This is a genomic window from Aquincola tertiaricarbonis, assembly GCF_000969605.1.
Lineage (GTDB): Bacteria > Pseudomonadota > Gammaproteobacteria > Burkholderiales > Burkholderiaceae_C > Aquincola > Aquincola tertiaricarbonis.
On sequence record NZ_JZUE01000007.1, the window covers coordinates 228,429 to 244,159 of the forward strand.

Consider the following 15,731-nt stretch of genomic DNA (forward strand, 5'->3'; position numbering starts at 1 on the left):
TGGAACTTGGAAGCTCGAAAACATCGTACGCGCCCTGGCAGCCAACGCCGGCGACGCATCACCGTTCGCCCTTGCGATAGGGCTTCATCAGCGCCTGCGGATAGGCGGCACGCCGGGCCACCACCACCAGCGCGACGATGGCCATCGCATAGGGCAGCATCAGGTACAGCTGGTAAGGCAGATGGAAAGCGGCCTCGCCACCGCTGCCGTCGGCCTGCTGCAGGCGCAGCTGCAGGGCATCGAAGAACGCGAACAACAGCGCACCCAGCAACGCCTTGCCCGGCCGCCAGGAGGCAAACACCACCAGTGCGACGCATACCCAGCCGCGGCCGTTGACCATGTTGAAGTAGAAGGCGTCGAACGCCGCCAGCGTGAGGAAGGCGCCGGCCACGCCCATCAGCGCCGAGCCCGCCACCACTGCGGCGATGCGCAGCCGCGCCACCGACAGGCCCTGGCCTTCGGCCGCGGACGGGTTCTCGCCCACCATGCGCAGCGCCAGGCCCAGCGGCGTGCGCAGCAGCAACCAGCCCACCGCCGGCACCAGCAGCAGCGCCAGCAGCGTGAGCGGCGTCTGCTCGGACAGCACCGGCACCGGCAGCCAGCTCATCGGCTGGAAAGGCGTGATGGTGGGCGGGCTCTCCACCTTCGGGAAGCTCACGCGGTAGGCATAGCTGGCCAGGCTGGTGGCCAGCAGCGTGATGCCCAGGCCGGACACATGCTGCGACAGCGCCAGCTTCACCGTCAGCCAGCCGTGCAGCAGGCCGAAGGCCATGCCCACCACCGCCGCCGCCAGCACGCCGCCCCACAGCGGCGCACCCTGGTACACGGCCAGCCAGCCGCCGAAGGCACCCGCCACCATGATGCCTTCGATGCCCAGGTTCAGCACGCCCGCGCGCTCGCACAGCAGCACGCCCAGCGTGCCCAGCACCAGCGGCGTGGCGATGCGCAGCACGGCCACCCAGAAGGGTGCGGAGGCAAGCAGGTCGGCGATCTGGCCCGGCAGGGTCGGCATCAGCGGAGGGTACGGCAGGGTGGCACTGCGGCGGCCGTGAAGGCCGTCAGGTCGCGTTCGAGCATAACGAAGCCCGATTCAAGTTCCGGGCCAAGGGCGCCGAAAGCCAGCCGATGAGCAGTACGGTCGGGTGGTTGTCGAGAAGGTGGTGCCTGGCCTGGTGGGCCGCGGCGGCCGCCTGCATGGGGCAGGCTTCGGCCCAGGCGGCACCGCCCACGCCGCCGCCGCTGCGCATCGTCACCGAGGAATTCCCGCCCTACAACCTGACGGAGAACGGCCGCGTCACCGGCTTCAGCACCGAGGTGGTGGAAGCCGTGCTGCAGGAGATCGGACTGCAGGCGCCCATCCAGTCGATGCCCTGGGCCCGGGCCTACGACACCGCCCGCAACGAAGAGAACGTGCTGATCTACTCGATCACCCGCACCGCGCAGCGCGAGGCGCTGTTCAAGTGGGTGGGCGTGGTGGCGCCTTCGGACTGGTACCTGTTCGCGCTGCAGGGCACGCCACAGGCTGCCGGCGTTCAGAGCCTGGACGACGCCCGCAGGTACCAGGTGGCCACGGTCAACGAGGACGCCGGCGAGCAGTACCTGGCCGCCAAGGGCTTCGCGCTGGGGCGCAACCTGCAGTCCAGCAACAAGTACGAGTTCAACTACGAGAAGCTGCGCCGCGGCCGCGTGGACCTGTGGATCGCCAACGACCTGGTGGCCCACCACCTGGCACGCCAGGCCGGCGACGACCCTGCGCGGGTGCTGGTGCGCGTGCTGGCGCTGCCCGACCTGGGCGGCACCGACGGCCTGTACATGGCCTTCGGCAGCAAGACCTCCGACGCCATGGTGGAACGCTTCCGCAAGGGCCTGGCGGCAGTGCGCAAGAACGGGCGCTACGAAGCGCTGAAGAAGAAGTGGCTGTGAGCGGCGCCGCCCGCTACTCCCCCCTGGCCACCCGGCTGGTGATGGCCACGCTGGGCTTCAGCATCGTGTTCACGCTGCTGACGGTGATGGTGCGCACCGGCTCCGCCTGGCGCGACCAGCGGCAGGCGATGACGGCCGAGCTGCAGCAGCTGGAGCAGGTGTTCCAGAACACGCTGTCCAAGGCCATCTGGGAGATGGACCGCGACGCGCTGGAGGCGCACCTGTCCAGCGCGGCCAAGGTGGGTTCGGTGGGCCGGGTGTCGCTGCAGATCGGCCAGGCACAGCGCGCGGGCGACCGGCTGGAGCGCCAGCGCGACGGCTGGGCACCGTCCCGCCTGGTGCCCTCGCTGGAGCAGGACCTGGCCTACGAGCCCTACGCCGGTGCCCGCGAAACGGTCGGCCGCATCCGCCTGGACGGCGACGAGCGCGTGCTGTGGAGCCGGCTGGGCGACGAGGTGGGCGGGATCGTGCTCACCCAGGTGATCCAGACCCTGCTGCTGGTCACGCTGGTGATGTGGCTGTTCAACCGCTCGGTCACCGTGCATGTGCAGCACATCGCACGCCACCTGGCGCAGTTGTCGCCCGAGAACCTGGCGCGCCGGCTGGAGCTGCTGCGCAAGAGCCGGCGGCACGACGAACTCACGCTGCTGGCCGCCGGCGTCAACCAGCTGCAGGGCAGCCTGTCGGAGTACCTGGCGCGCCAGCGCGAGGACGAGCGCGAGCTGGCCGCGCACCGCGACCGGCTGGCCGAACTGGTGCAGCAGCGCACCGAGGCGTTGCAGGCTGCCAATGCCAAGCTGGAGGCGCTGTCGCGCTGCGACCCGCTGACCGGCCTGCCCAACCGGCGCCACTTCGACGAAGCCAAGGAAGCCGAATTCCGCCGTGCCCAGCGCACCGGCCAGCCGCTGTCGCTGCTGCTGTGCGACATCGACTTCTTCAAGCGCTACAACGACACCTACGGCCACGCCGGCGGCGACGCATGCCTGGGCCGCGTGGCGCAGGCGCTGCAGGCCTGCTTCGGCCGCGCCGGCGAACTGGCTGCGCGCATCGGCGGCGAGGAATTCGCCGTGCTGCTGCCCGGCATGGACGCCGAGGCCGCCCGCGAAGCGGCCGAGCGCCTGCGCCAGGCCGTGGCCGCGCTGGCGATCGACCACAGCGGCTCGGAGGTGGCGCCGCACGTCACCCTGAGCATCGGCGTGGCGGCCTACCGCGCCGAGTCGATGGACCGCTTCGACATCCTGTTCCACCATGCCGACCAGGCCCTGTACGGGGCCAAGCGGCAGGGCCGCGACCGCGTGGCCTGTCCCGCCTGAAGGAGCCTTGCCATGTGCTTCATCCCACGCCTGAGGCGGTTGCTGGCCGCCGGCACGGCCGCCTGCGCCCTGCTGGCCGCCCCGGCCGTCGCCGCCGCGCAGACCATCCAGGTGGTGACCGAGGCCACGCCCTGGACCTACCTGGAAGGCGGCCGCGTGGCCGGCCCGGCCACCGAGATCGTGACCACGGCGCTGCAGCGAGCCGGGCTGACGGACACCAGCATCAACCTCTACCCCTGGGCGCGGGCCTACGACCTGGCGCTGAAGGAACCGCACACGCTGATCTTCCTGATCGCCCGCACGCCCGCGCGCGAGGCGCAGTTCAAGTGGGTGGGCGAGTTCATGAAGATCGACTACCACTTCTACCGCCTGAAGACACAGGCCGACGTGGTGGTGGGTCGGCTGGACGATGCGCGCCGCTACACCGTGGGCGTGACGCGCGACGACCTGCGCCACCAGTACCTGCAGCAGCGCGGCTTCAGCAAGCTGGTGGTCTCGGCGCACAACATGGACAACTTCCGCAAGCTGATCGCGGGGCAGGTGCAGCTGATGCCGATGCCCGAGGACGATGCCCTGGCCTTGTGCCGCGAGGCCCGCTTCGATTGCGCCGGCCTGGAGAAGGTGCACACGCTGGCCGACATGAGCACCGGCATCCATGCCGCCTACAGCCTGGCCACGCCCGACGCGGTGGTGGACCGCACCCGCCAGGCCTTCGACAAGCTGCGCGCCGACGGCACCGTGCGCCGGCTGATGACGCTCAGGCGCTGAGCACCCGCGGCACGCGGCGCAGCCGGTAGTGCGCCAGCAGGCCGGCCACCAGGATGGCGATCAGGCTCACCGCCACGATCACGTCGGCGATGTAGGTGGGCACGCCCACGCTGCGGCTCATGCTGTCGGCGCCCACCAGCATGCCGGCCACGAACACCGCCGCCACCACCACGCCCAGCGGATTCAGGCCGGCCAGCATTGCGATGACGATGCCGCTGTAGCCATAGCCGGGCGACATGTCCAGCGTGACGTAGCTGGTGCGGCCGGCCACCTCCACCGCGCCGGCCAGGCCGGCCAGCGCGCCCGACAGCAACGCCACCTTCACCGTCACCCAGCCCGCCGGCATGCCGGCAAAGGCGGCGGCGCGCGGGTTGGCGCCCACGGCGCGGATCTCCAAGCCGGTGGTGGTGCTGCGCAGCAGCACGGCCAGCGCCGCCGCCAGGCCCAGCGCCGCCAGCAGCCCGGTGTGCACGCGGCTGCGTTCGATCAGCTTGCCGAGCTGCAGGCTGTCCTGCAGGGCCACGCTCTGCGGCCAGCCCATCGCGGTGGGGTCCTTCATGGGCCCGTCCAGCATCAGGGAGACGAACAGCAGCACGATGAAGTTGAGCAGCAGCGTGGTCACCACCTCATCCACGCCCAGCCGCGCCTTCATCAGCGCCGGGCCCAGCAGCAGCAGCGCACCGGCCAGCATGGCCGCGGCGATCATGGCCGGGAACAGCAGCCAGGTGGCGGCCTCGAAGCCGGTGCCGTCGTGCAGGCCGCCCACCGCCACTGCGGCCAGCGCGCCGGCATACAGCTGACCTTCGGCGCCGATGTTGAACAGCCGCGCCCGGAAGGCCACCGCCGCGGCCAGGCCGGTGAAGACGAGCGGGGTGGCGCGGGTCAGCGTCTCGGTGATCGCGAAGCGGGAGCCGAAGGCGCCTTCGATCAGCAGCGCATAGGCGCGGCCCACCGGCGCGCCGGCCCACGCCACCAGCAGCGAGGCCACCGCCAGCGTGAAGGCCACCGCCAGGAAGGGCGCGGCCAGTTGCCAGCCGCGGGACACGTCGGCCCGGCGCTCGAAGCGGAAGGGCAGCACCTGTCTAGACATGCGCTGCCTCCGGCTGCTGGCCGGCCATCGCCAGGCCGATGCGCTGCAGGCTCCAGTCGGCCACCGGCAGCGCCTCGGTCAGCCGGCCGTGGTGCATCACCGCGATGCGGTCGGCCAGCGCGAAGACCTCGTCCAGGTCTTCGCTGATCACCAGCACCGCGGCGCCGCGGGCGCAGGCGTCGAGCAGTTGCTGGTGCACGTAGGCCACCGCGCCGATGTCCAGGCCCCAGGTGGGCTGGTTGACGATGATGAAGGGCGGCACCGCATCGCCGTTGGCGGCCAGCGCGCGGCCGAGGATGAGCTTCTGCATGTTGCCGCCCGACAGCCGGCGGGTCACCGTGTCGAGCCCGCCGCCTTCGGTGCCGCGCACGTCGAAGCGCTGCACCAGCGCCTGCGCATGGGCCCGCATGCGGCCGCGCCGCAGCCAGCCGGCGCGCGAGAAGGCCGGCTGCGCATACCGGTCGAGCACCGCGTTCTCCCACAGCGGCAGGTCGCCCACCACGCCGGCCGCATGGCGGTCCTCCGGCACGCGGGCGATGCCGGCATCCACATAGGCCCGCGGCCGGGCCGGCAGCGCGTGGCCGCCGATGGCCAGCGTGCCGGCCGAGAGCCTGTGCAGCCCGCACAGCAGGTCGGCCAGCGCCTGCTGGCCGTTGCCGGACACGCCGGCGATGGCCACCAGCTCGCCGGCATGCACCGTGAGGTCGATGCCGTCCAGCAGCCGGCGGCCATGCGGGCCTTCCACGCAGGCACCCTGCAGCACGCACACCGGCGCACCGCGCTGCCGCGGCTGGCGCGTGGCCGGTGCGACGCGGCGGCCCACCATCAGCTCGGCCAGGGCCGCCTTGGTCAGCGGCGGCTCGCCGCTGCCGGCCACCGGCCGGGTGGGCAGCATGGCCACCAGGCGGCCGGCGCGCAGCACCGCCACGCGGTCGGACACCCGCAGCACCTCGTCCAGCTTGTGGCTGATGAAGATCACCGAGAGGCCCTCGGCCACCAGCTGCTGCAGCGTGGCGAAGAGGGATTCGCTTTCCTGCGGCGTGAGCACCGCGGTGGGCTCGTCCAGGATCAGCACCCGTGCGCCGCGTCGGCGGCCGAAGGGCACCAGGGCCTTCAGGATCTCCACCCGCTGGCGTTCGCCCACCGAGAGCTGGCCGACGCGGGCCTCGGGGTCCACGCCCAGGCCGAAGCGCCGCGCGGTATCCACCAGCGCCTTCCGCGCGGCGGCGCGGCGCGAGAAAGGCCACCACAGCGGCTCGGTGCCCAGCATCACGTTGTCCAGCACGCTCAGGTTGTCGGCCAGCGTGAAGTGCTGGTGCACCATGCCGATGCCGGCGGCCAGCGCGGCGCGGGTGTCGCCCGGCGGCAGCGGCCGGCCGAAGGCTTCCACCGTGCCGGTGTCGGCGGTGTAGTGGCCGAACAGGATGGACACCAGCGTGCTCTTGCCGGCGCCGTTCTCGCCCAGCAGCGCCAGCACCTCGCCACGCTGCAGCGTGAGCGAGATGTCCTCGTTGGCCACCAGCGCGCCGAAGCGCTTGCCGATGCCCCTGAGCTGCAGCACCGGCGCCGCGGCCGGTGCGGCCGGTACTGCCGCCGCCGTCACTTGGTCTTGGGCGCCGCGTCGTTCACCTTGACGCTGAACTTGCCGTCGAGGATGGCCTGCTGCTTGGCCATCACCTTGCTCTTCAACTCGGCCGGCAGCTTGGCGTCGAAGCTGCCCAGCGGCGCCAGCTCGCTGCCCTTGGCCTTCATCAGCGAGTACTTGCCGTAGTCCTCGGCCTTGAACTGCCCGGCCTTCACCGCGGCCAGCGCGGCGTCGATCGTCGGCTCCATGTGCCACAGGGCCGAGGCCACCACCGTCTCGGGGTACTTGTCCTGCGTGTTGATCACGTTGCCGATGGCCAGCACCTTGCGCTCCTTGGCCGCATCGCTCACGCCGAAGCGCTCGGCATAGAGCACGTCCACGCCCTTGTCCACCATCGCGAAGGCGGCTTCCTTGGCCTTGGGCGGATCGAACCAGCTGTTGATGAAGCTCACGGTGAAGGTGGCCTTGGGGTTCACCTCCTTGGCGCCTTCGATGAAGGCGTTCATGAGGCGGTTGACCTCGGGGATGGGGTAGCCGCCCACCAGGCCGATCTTGCCGCTCTTGCTCATGCCGCCGGCGATCATGCCGGTGAGGTAGGCGGGCTCCTGGATGTAGTTGTCGAACACCGAGAAGTTCGGCGCCTGCGGCTTGCCGCTGCTGCCCATCAGGAAGGCGACCTTGGGGTAGTCCTTGGCCACCTTGCGGGCCGCGGCCTCCACCGCGAAGGATTCACCGACGATGAGCACGTTGCCCTGCTCGGCGTACTGGCGCATCACGCGCTCGTAGTCGGCATTGGCCACGTTCTCGCTGAACACGTACTCCACCTCGCCGCGGCCGGCGGCGGCCTTCAACGCCTTGTCGATGCGGCTGACCCACTGCTGCTCCACCGGCACGGTGTAGATGGCGGCGACCTTCATCTTCGACTGTGCGAAGGCAGGCAGGGCCGCCAGGCCCGCGGCGCAGGCGGCGAGCGCGATGAGGGTTCGGCGTAGAGCGGTGGGCATCGAGGACTCCAAGGCAAGACCGGCGAAAAGTAGCCGTGTGAATCTACACAAAGCAATTGCCATTCCGTGGTGCGCACAATGGCTCGCACGGGCGCGACAGAGGCAGGAAGGCAGTGGTCGCCGCAACCTCCCACCGAAAGGGATCACCATGGCCTCCCTCCCCCCTGCCGCCGCGCTCGTGGTCACCAGAAGGCAGCGGCTCGACATCCGGTTCACCGGCTCCGGCAGCGAGTATTTCCGCATCTGGATCGTCAACCTGCTGCTCACCATTTTCACGCTGGGCGTGTACCACCCGTGGGCCAAGGTGAGGCGGCTGCGCTACTTCCACGGCAACACCCTGGTGGGCGGCCATCCGCTGGACTTTCACGGCGAGCCTCGCCAGATGGTGAAGGGCACCGCGGTGGTCGGGGCCTTCGTGCTCGTCTACGCGGTGGCGGGCAGCTTCAGACCCGGGGCGCAGGCCGTGCTGGTGCTGGCGGCGCTGGTGGCGACACCTGCCCTGCTCTGGGCCGCCCTGCGCTTTCGGCTGTCGCACACCAGCTGGCGCGGCCTGCGCTTCGGCTTCACCGGCACGCTGGCCGGCGCGTACCGCAGCCAGTGGCCGGTGCTGCCCCCGCTGGCGCTGCTGTTGGCGGTGGCGCTGGGCACGGCCGCCACGGCGTCGGCACCGTCCTCCGGCGCACGCGGGGCCGCTGCGCTGGCCGGGGTGATGCTGCTGGGCCTGGCCATGGTGCCGCTGTGGGCGCACCAGCAGGCCCGCTACCGGCTGGACCATGCCGCCTTCGCCGAGCTGCATGCGCCCCTGCAGGCCGGCGCCGGCCGCTTCTACGGCGTCTTCGTGCGCACCGCCGGGGTGGCATTGCTGGTCGCGCTGGCCGTCGGGCTGGCCGCGGCCGGCATCGCATGGCGCACCGCGACGCCGCAGGAGGGTGCCGGCCCGCGCATGCTGCTGCAGTGGTTGATGCAGCCCACCGCATGGTTCACCGGCGCTGCACTGGTCGTCGCCTACCTCGCCCTGCTGTGGTCGGTGAGGGCCTACCACGCCAGCCGCATGCAGAACGCCATCTGGCACGGCGCCGGCAGCGAGTACGTCCGCTTCCACAGCCGGCTGGCGTTCCTGCCGATGTTCGGCGTGTCGCTGAAGAACCTGCTGCTGCTGGTGCTGACGCTGGGCCTGTACTGGCCGTTCGCGCAGGTGGCGATGGCGCGGCTGCGCCTGGAAGCGGTGTGGATCGAGCTGTTCGTCGACATCGACGCGCTGGCCTCCAAGCAACGCGGCGGTGCGTCACGTGCCGTGGGCGACGCCGGCGCCGACGCCATCGGCATGGACATCGGCCTGTGACGGCACCCCTGCGCCCGGACGACATCGGGCCCGGCCGCACCATGGACGTGCGGTACTTCGACGGCCGCAGCGCCCGTGCGCATGCAGCACGCGCCTGCATCCAGGGCCGCGCGCTGCTGGTCCTGCCCGGCGCAGGCGCAGGCGCAGACGCCGGCTTCGAGCCGGTGAAGGTGCCGCTGGCCGACGTGCGCTGGTCAGAGCGCCAGCGCCATGGCCCGCGCCAGGCGGAGCTGCCCGGCGGCGCCAGCCTGCAAGCCGCTGACGCCGCCGCCTGGGACGCCTGGCGCCGCGGCGCCGGCGCCACCGACTCGTTGGTCGTGCGGGCGCAGCAGAGCTGGCGCGGCGTCGTGCTGGCCGGCCTGCTGCTCATCGCGGGCGGCGTCGCGGGCTACCTGTGGGGCCTGCCGCTTGGGGCACAGGCTGCGGTGGCCGTGCTGCCACATGCGGTGGACGAACAGGTGGGCCAGAAGCTGATGGCCACGCTCGACGCCGAACTGTTCGAGCCCTCGCGCCTGCCGGACGGTGCGCGGCGCCGGTGGCTCGACCGCTTCCAGCGCGCGGCGACGTCCGCCCATGCACCGCAGGCGCCACCGCCGCACCGTGTGCTGTTCCGCCACAGCCCGAAGCTGGGCGCCAATGCGCTCGCCCTGCCCGGCGGCACCATCGTCTTCACCGACGCGCTCGTGCAGCGTTTCGAGCGTGACCGGGACCAGGGCGAGCCGGTGCTGGTGGGTGTGTTCGCACACGAGCTGGGCCATGTCGCGCACCGGCACGGCATGCGCTCGCTGGTGCAGGCGTCGGTGCTGGTGGTGGCGGGCTCGCTGCTGATCGGCGACATCAGCAGCGTGGCCGGCGCGCTGTCGGTCGGCCTGGCGCAGCTGGGCTACTCGCGCGACTTCGAGCGCGAGGCCGACGCAGACGCGATCCATGCCATGCAGGCCGACGGCCTCGACCCCGCGCAGATGGCCCGGCTGTTCGAAGCGCTGCGCGAAGATGCGCCCGGGGCGCCCATGACGCTGCTGCGCATCGCCCTCGCCAGCCACCCGGACGACGCCGAGCGCGTGCGGCGCTTCACCGAGGCCGGCCGCCTAAAATAGGCCCTTTTTTGCACAGGGCGCCCCGCCCGCCGGCTGACCATGACGCCCTCCCCCCTCACCGCCCTGTCCCCGCTCGATGGCCGATATGCCGCCAAGGTGTCCGCGCTGCGCCCGCTGCTGTCCGAGTTCGGGCTGATGCACCGGCGGGTGCAGGTGGAGGTGGAGTGGTTCATCGCGCTGTCGGACGCCGGCTTCGACGAGTTCAAGCCGCTGACCGAGGCTTCGCGTGGGCTGCTGCGCGGGCTGGTGGTGCGCTTCTCGGAAGAAGACGCGCAGGCCATCAAGGACATCGAGAAGACCACCAACCACGACGTGAAGGCGGTGGAGTACTGGCTGAAGTCGCGCATCGCGGGCCAGGCCGAGCTGGAGGCGGCGGGCGAGTTCATCCACTTCGCCTGCACCAGCGAGGACATCAACAACACCAGCCATGCGCTGATGCTCAAGGCCGCGCGCGACGAGGTGATGCTGCCCGCGCTGGACCGCATCGTCGACAAGCTGGCCGACATGGCCCGCCAGTTCGCCGAGGTGCCGATGCTCAGCCGCACCCATGGCCAGACGGCCAGCCCCACCACGGTGGGCAAGGAGATCGCCAACGTGGTGGCGCGGCTGCGCACCGCGCGCGCCCGCATCGCGGCGGTGCATCCGCTGGCCAAGATGAACGGCGCGGTGGGCAACTACAACGCGCACCTGTCGGCCTGGCCCGAGCACGACTGGGAATCGCATGCCCGCCAGGTGGTGGAGCAGCAGCTCGGCCTGGCCTTCAACGCGTACACCATCCAGATCGAGCCGCACGACTGGATGGCCGAGCTGTTCGATGCCGTCACCCGCGCCAACACCATCCTGGTGGACTGGTCGCGCGACGTGTGGGGCTACATCTCGCTGGGCTACTTCAAGCAGAAGACCAAGGCGGGCGAGATCGGCAGCTCCACGATGCCGCACAAGGTCAACCCGATCGACTTCGAGAACGCGGAAGGCAACTTCGGGCTGGCCAGCGCGCTGCTCACCCACCTGAGCCAGAAGCTGCCGATCAGCCGCTGGCAGCGCGACCTCACCGATTCCACCGTGCTGCGCAACATGGGCGTGGCGCTGGGTTATGCGCTGCTGGGCTACGACAGCCTGCTGCGCGGCCTGGACAAGCTGGAGCTGAACGAAGCCGCCCTGGCCGACGACCTGGACGCCGCCTGGGAAGTGCTGGCCGAGCCCATCCAGACCGTGATGCGACGCTACGCGCTGCCCAACCCGTACGAGCGCCTGAAGGAGCTGACGCGCGGCAAGGGCATCACCCGCGAGGCGATGCAGCAGTTCGTCGCCACGCTGGAAATCCCCGAGGCCGACAAGGCCCGGCTGCTGGCGCTGACCCCGGGGGCCTACACCGGCAAGGCTGCCGAACTGGCGCGGCGAATCTGAACCACGGCGCGCGGGGGGTGGGCAAGCGCCCGCTGCCTAGAATCGCCGCATGAACTTTGTCTCAGCGCTCCGGCAGGCCGCCCGCACCCAGGATTCGATGCTTTGCGTGGGGCTGGACCCCGATCCGGCGCGGTTTCCGGGCGCATGGGCCGGTGACGCCGGCCGCATCTTCGATTTCTGCGCCGCCATCGTCGATGCCACGCACGACCTCGTGTGCGCCTTCAAGCCGCAGATCGCCTACTTCCATGCCCACCGGGCGGAAGACCAGCTGGAGCGGCTGATCGCCCACATCCGCCGCGTGGCACCCGCGGTGCCGGTGATCCTCGACGCCAAGCGCGGCGACATCGGCGCCACCGCCGAGCAGTACGCGCGCGAGGCCTTCGAGCGCTACCAGGCGCATGCGGTCACGCTGTCGCCGTTCATGGGCTTCGATTCCATCGAGCCCTACCTGCGCCATGAGGGCCGCGGCGCCATCCTGCTGTGCCGCACCTCGAATGCCGGCGGCAGCGACCTGCAGGCCCAGCGCCTGGCCAGCGGCGAACCACTGTTCGAGCACATCGCCCGCCTGGCCGCCGGCCCCTGGAATGCCAACGGCCAGATCGGCCTGGTGGTGGGCGCCACCTTCCCCGCCGAGGTGGCCCGTGTGCGCGAACTGGCGCCCACGCTGCCGCTGCTGATCCCCGGCGTGGGGGCGCAGGGCGGCGACGCCGAGGCCACGGTGCGCGCCGGCTGGCGGCCGGAGGGCCCGATCATCGTGTCCTCCTCCCGCGCCGTGCTGTATGCCTCCCGCGGCGACGACTTCGCGGCCGCCGCGCGCGCCGCGGCGCTGGCCACGCGGGACACCTTGAACGCGGCACGGCCTGGCACGCCGGCCTGACGCGGGCGGCGGCCCGGTGAAACCGTCACCACTGGCCGACCCGCTGCCGTCGGTGCGCGCGCTCGTGGCGCGCTACTTCTACGGCACGGTGGGCGTGGCATCGCTGGCGGCAGCCGCCCTGCTGCTGCTGGCCCAGCCCGGCCCGCTGACGCAGCGCGGCCTGCTGGGCGGCGGCTTCCTGCTGCTGGCCCTGGCCGGTGCGCTGCTGCAGCGCCATCGCGGCCCGGTGATCGACCTCGCGGTGATGCCGGTGGCCCTGGGCACGATCGCGCTCATCACGCTCACCAGCCTCAGTTTCGAATGGGGCCTGAACAGCGCGGCCATCGGCTTCTACAGCCTGCTCACCTGCACCGCCTGCGCCATCTCCACGGTGCGGCGCGGCACGCTGGTGGCCGCCGGAGGCGCGCTGTCGCTGGCGGTGCTGGCGCTGGCCGAGCACCGGCAGTGGATCCTCGGCGCCACCGCCGTGGCCGACATCCCGCTGCTGCGCCGGCTGCTCAACCAGTGGCTGCTGCTGGCCGCCGGCCTGGCCTGCGGCGCGCTGCTGGCGCGGGTGCTGCGCCACCACGTGGGCGCCAGCGCCGAGCGGGAGCAGCGCTTCGTCGGGCTGCTGGGCATCGCCGCCGATGCCTACTGGGAGCTGGACACGGCCTTCCGCATCGTGCACCTGTCCATCCGCGCCGGCGACCACCGCTTCGAGCCCGAGGTGCCGCCGCCGCAGGTCGCGCCCTGGGAGCTGCCCGGCCGCCTGTTCGACGACGAGGTGCTGGACGCGCTGCGCGCCGACCTGCAGGCGCGGCGCCCGTTCCGCGAGGTGCATGTGCGCGAGCTGCAGCCCGACGGCAGCATCCGCCATGAGGTGCTGAGCGGCGAGCCCCGCTTCGACCGCCGCGGCGTGTTTGTCGGCTACTGGGGCGTGTCGCGCGACGTCACCCTGGACATGCGCGCCCGCGCGGCGCTGGTGGCCACCGAGGTGCGCTACCAGGAGCTGTTCAGCCGCCTGCCCTCGCCGCTGCTGCTGCACCGCCAGGGCCGGGTGCTCGACGCCAACCCCGCGGCGGCCGCGCTGTTCGGCTACCGCGACCTGGCGTCGATGCTGGGGCAGGACGTGTTCGCCGCGCTCAAGCCGGCCTCGGACCAGGCCGCCGCCGGCAGCCCGGACCTGGTGCCGGCCGAATTCAGCCTCACCACGCTGGACGGCCGCCAGCGCACGGTGAGGGTGTCCGGCGTGGCGGTGGAAGCCGATGGCCAGCCGGCCATGCTCACCAGCTTCATGGACGACACCGAGCGCCGCAGCGCCGAGGAAGCGGTGCGCCGCTCCGAGGCGCTGCTGTCGCACCTGGTGGCCACCAGCCCCGACGTCATCACGCTGACCGAGATGGCCAGCCAGCGCTACGTGATGGTGAACGACACCTTCGTGCGGCTGAGCGGCTATGCGATGGACGAGGTCATCGGCCGCAGCGCGGCGGAGCTGGGCATCTGGGCCTCGCCCCAGGACCGCGCCCACATCGTGCAGGCGCTGGAGCATGCGCCGGTGGTGCGCGACCTGCCCACGCACTTCCGCACCAAGGACGGCCAGCGACTGGACATGGTGGTGTCGGCCGCCCGCTTCGAGATGGACGGCCGCCAGTACCTGGTGCTGAATGCGCGCGACGTGACGGTGGCCGAGCGCTCCCGGCTGGAGCGCGAGGCCATCCTGGAGAACGCCTCCATCGGCATCGCGCTCACCCGCGCCCGCATCTTCCAGCTGGCCAACCCGCGCTTCGAGCAGATGTTCGGCTGGCCGCGCGGCACCCTGCCCGGCCATGCCGGCCGCGCGGTGTGGCCCGACGACGAGGCCTATGCCACGATGAGCCGCGCCATCGGCCCCCGGCTGGCGCGCGGCGAGCAGGTGGAGTACGAGGCGCCGATGCGCCGCTACGACGGCAGCACCTTCCTGTGCCGCCTGCTGGCCCGCGCGGTGGACCCCGACCATCCCAGCGGCGGCAGCACCATCTGGATCGCCGACGACGTGACCGAGCGCCGCGGCGTGGAACAGGCGCTGGCCAAGGCCCGCGACGAGGCGGAGGCCGCCAGCCAGGCCAAGAGCGCCTTCCTGGCCAACACCAGCCACGAGATCCGCACGCCGCTCAATGCGCTGGTGGGCCTGGCCCGGCTGGCGCGCCAGCCCGACCTGGACGAAGGCCGCCGCGGCCAGTACCTGGAGCAGATCGTCGACAGCGCCAAGCAGCTGTCGGCCATCATCTCCGACATCCTCGACCTGTCGAAGGTGGAGGCCGGCAAGCTGCGGCTGGAGACGGTGCCCTTCGACCTGCATGCGCTGCTGGCCAACCTGCACCGCGGCAGCATCGGCCCGGCCGAGGCGCGCGGCCTGCACCTGCAGATGCAGGTGGACGAGCAGCTGCCGCGCCGCGTGCTGGGCGACCCGGTGCGGGTGCGGCAGATCGTCGGCAACTTCATGAGCAATGCGCTGAAGTTCACCGCCAGCGGCGGCGTGACCCTGCGCGCGCGGCCGGCGCGCCGGCCGCGCAGCGGCTCGCCCGATCCGCTGGGCAGCGAGACCCGGCTGCGCATCGAGGTCATCGACACCGGCCCCGGCATCGACGCCGCCACGCAGGCCCGGCTGTTCCAGCCCTTCACCCAGGGCGACGAATCCACCACCCGGCGCTACGGCGGCACCGGGCTGGGCCTGTCCATCTGCCGGCAGCTGGCCTCGCTGATGGACGGCGAGGTGGGCGTCAACAGCGAGCCGGGCCGCGGCAGCTGCTTCTGGGTGGAGTTGCCGCTGCCTTCCAGCGAGGACGACGGCACGCCCTCGGCCTTCGGACCGCTGGATGCCAGCAGCCCGCTGGCCGGCCGCCGCGTGCTGATGGTGGAGGACAACCCGGTCAACATGATGATCGGCGTGGCGCTGCTGGAGCGCTGGGGCGTGGAGGTCGAGCAGGCCGTGGACGGTCGTGCGGCGGTGGAAGCCGTGCGCCGCGCGGCCGCCTCGGGCCGCCTGTTCGACGCGGTGCTGATGGATGTGCAGATGCCGGTGATGAGCGGCCATGAGGCCACGCGGCTGCTGCGCCAGCAGTTCGACGCACGGGCGCTGCCCATCCTGGCGCTGACCGCGGCGGCCCTGGTGTCCGAGCGCGAACAGGCGCTGGCCGCCGGCATGAACGACTTCCTCACCAAGCCCATCGATCCCGCGCGGCTGCATGCGGCGCTGGCCGAGGTGATGAACGTGGGCGGCCTGTAGGGCCGGTGCATCCGGCGCCCAAAGTGGTGCAGCCCGCCGGGCATGCGAATTGCGCATGACCCGCGGTCTCGATCACCCCCT

12 protein-coding genes are annotated in these 15,731 nt (G+C 71.8%); 8 read left to right on the top strand and 4 right to left on the bottom strand.

Translation table 11 applies throughout. The features are described from left to right. Nucleotides 1-58: 58 nt before the first annotated feature. The gene (locus VO99_RS10900) at nucleotides 59-1,012 is read right to left on the bottom strand and encodes an ABC transporter permease (RefSeq protein ID WP_046112861.1); all 954 of its coding nucleotides are present in this window, start codon (nucleotides 1,010-1,012) and stop codon (nucleotides 59-61) included. Nucleotides 1,013-1,125: 113 nt separating this feature from the next. Here VO99_RS10900 and VO99_RS10905 point away from each other — a divergent pair, with 113 nt between their 5' ends. From VO99_RS10905 to VO99_RS10915, 3 genes are read left to right on the top strand one after another with little or no spacing between them, the layout of a single operon-like run. Beyond that, entirely contained in the window at nucleotides 1,126-1,923 is a 798-nt protein-coding gene (locus tag VO99_RS10905) for a substrate-binding periplasmic protein (protein WP_052736253.1), read from the top strand. After that, nucleotides 1,920-3,236 carry a diguanylate cyclase domain-containing protein gene (locus VO99_RS10910; RefSeq protein ID WP_198156919.1) on the top strand — a complete coding sequence of 439 codons (1,317 nt, stop codon included), beginning with the start codon at nucleotides 1,920-1,922 and terminating at the stop codon, nucleotides 3,234-3,236. Before VO99_RS10905 ends, VO99_RS10910 begins: the two co-directional genes overlap by 4 nt. Nucleotides 3,237-3,248: 12 nt before the next feature. Further along, nucleotides 3,249-4,004 (top strand): substrate-binding periplasmic protein, encoded by a 756-nt coding sequence (locus VO99_RS10915; protein ID WP_046112864.1) that lies wholly within the window; start codon nucleotides 3,249-3,251, stop codon nucleotides 4,002-4,004. Here VO99_RS10915 and VO99_RS10920 read toward each other — a convergent pair. The 3 genes from VO99_RS10920 to VO99_RS10930 are packed head-to-tail and all read right to left on the bottom strand — an operon-like array spanning nucleotide 3,994 to nucleotide 7,683. Next, nucleotides 3,994-5,094 carry an ABC transporter permease gene (locus tag VO99_RS10920; protein WP_046112865.1) on the bottom strand — a complete coding sequence of 367 codons (1,101 nt, stop codon included), beginning with the start codon at nucleotides 5,092-5,094 and terminating at the stop codon, nucleotides 3,994-3,996. The genes VO99_RS10915 and VO99_RS10920 overlap by 11 nt on opposite strands. Then, entirely contained in the window at nucleotides 5,087-6,697 is a 1,611-nt protein-coding gene (locus VO99_RS10925) for an ABC transporter ATP-binding protein (protein WP_046112866.1), read from the bottom strand. Before VO99_RS10925 ends, VO99_RS10920 begins: the two co-directional genes overlap by 8 nt. Beyond that, complete coding sequence (locus VO99_RS10930; RefSeq protein ID WP_232315333.1) at nucleotides 6,694-7,683, bottom strand: BMP family protein; 990 nt, start codon at nucleotides 7,681-7,683, stop codon at nucleotides 6,694-6,696. The genes VO99_RS10925 and VO99_RS10930 overlap by 4 nt, the downstream gene beginning before the upstream one ends. A 148-nt stretch (nucleotides 7,684-7,831) precedes the next feature. Here VO99_RS10930 and VO99_RS10935 point away from each other — a divergent pair, with 148 nt between their 5' ends. From VO99_RS10935 to VO99_RS28765, 5 genes are read left to right on the top strand one after another with little or no spacing between them, the layout of a single operon-like run. Beyond that, nucleotides 7,832-9,025: a YjgN family protein gene (locus tag VO99_RS10935; protein WP_198156920.1), complete on the top strand. Its 1,194-nt coding sequence runs from the start codon at nucleotides 7,832-7,834 to the stop codon at nucleotides 9,023-9,025. Further along, nucleotides 9,022-10,122 (top strand): M48 family metallopeptidase, encoded by a 1,101-nt coding sequence (locus VO99_RS10940; protein ID WP_052736254.1) that lies wholly within the window; start codon nucleotides 9,022-9,024, stop codon nucleotides 10,120-10,122. The genes VO99_RS10935 and VO99_RS10940 overlap by 4 nt, the downstream gene beginning before the upstream one ends. Before the next feature lie 39 nt (nucleotides 10,123-10,161). Continuing rightward, on the top strand, nucleotides 10,162-11,529 hold the full coding sequence (gene purB, locus VO99_RS10945) for an adenylosuccinate lyase (RefSeq protein WP_046112869.1): 1,368 nt from the start codon (nucleotides 10,162-10,164) through the stop codon (nucleotides 11,527-11,529). A 49-nt stretch (nucleotides 11,530-11,578) separates the two neighbouring features. Continuing rightward, nucleotides 11,579-12,406: an orotidine-5'-phosphate decarboxylase gene (gene pyrF / locus VO99_RS10950; protein ID WP_046112870.1), complete on the top strand. Its 828-nt coding sequence runs from the start codon at nucleotides 11,579-11,581 to the stop codon at nucleotides 12,404-12,406. A gap of 16 nt (nucleotides 12,407-12,422) precedes the next feature. Continuing rightward, complete coding sequence (locus VO99_RS28765) at nucleotides 12,423-15,650, top strand: PAS domain S-box protein (protein WP_052736255.1); 3,228 nt, start codon at nucleotides 12,423-12,425, stop codon at nucleotides 15,648-15,650. Nucleotides 15,651-15,731 lie beyond the last annotated feature (81 nt).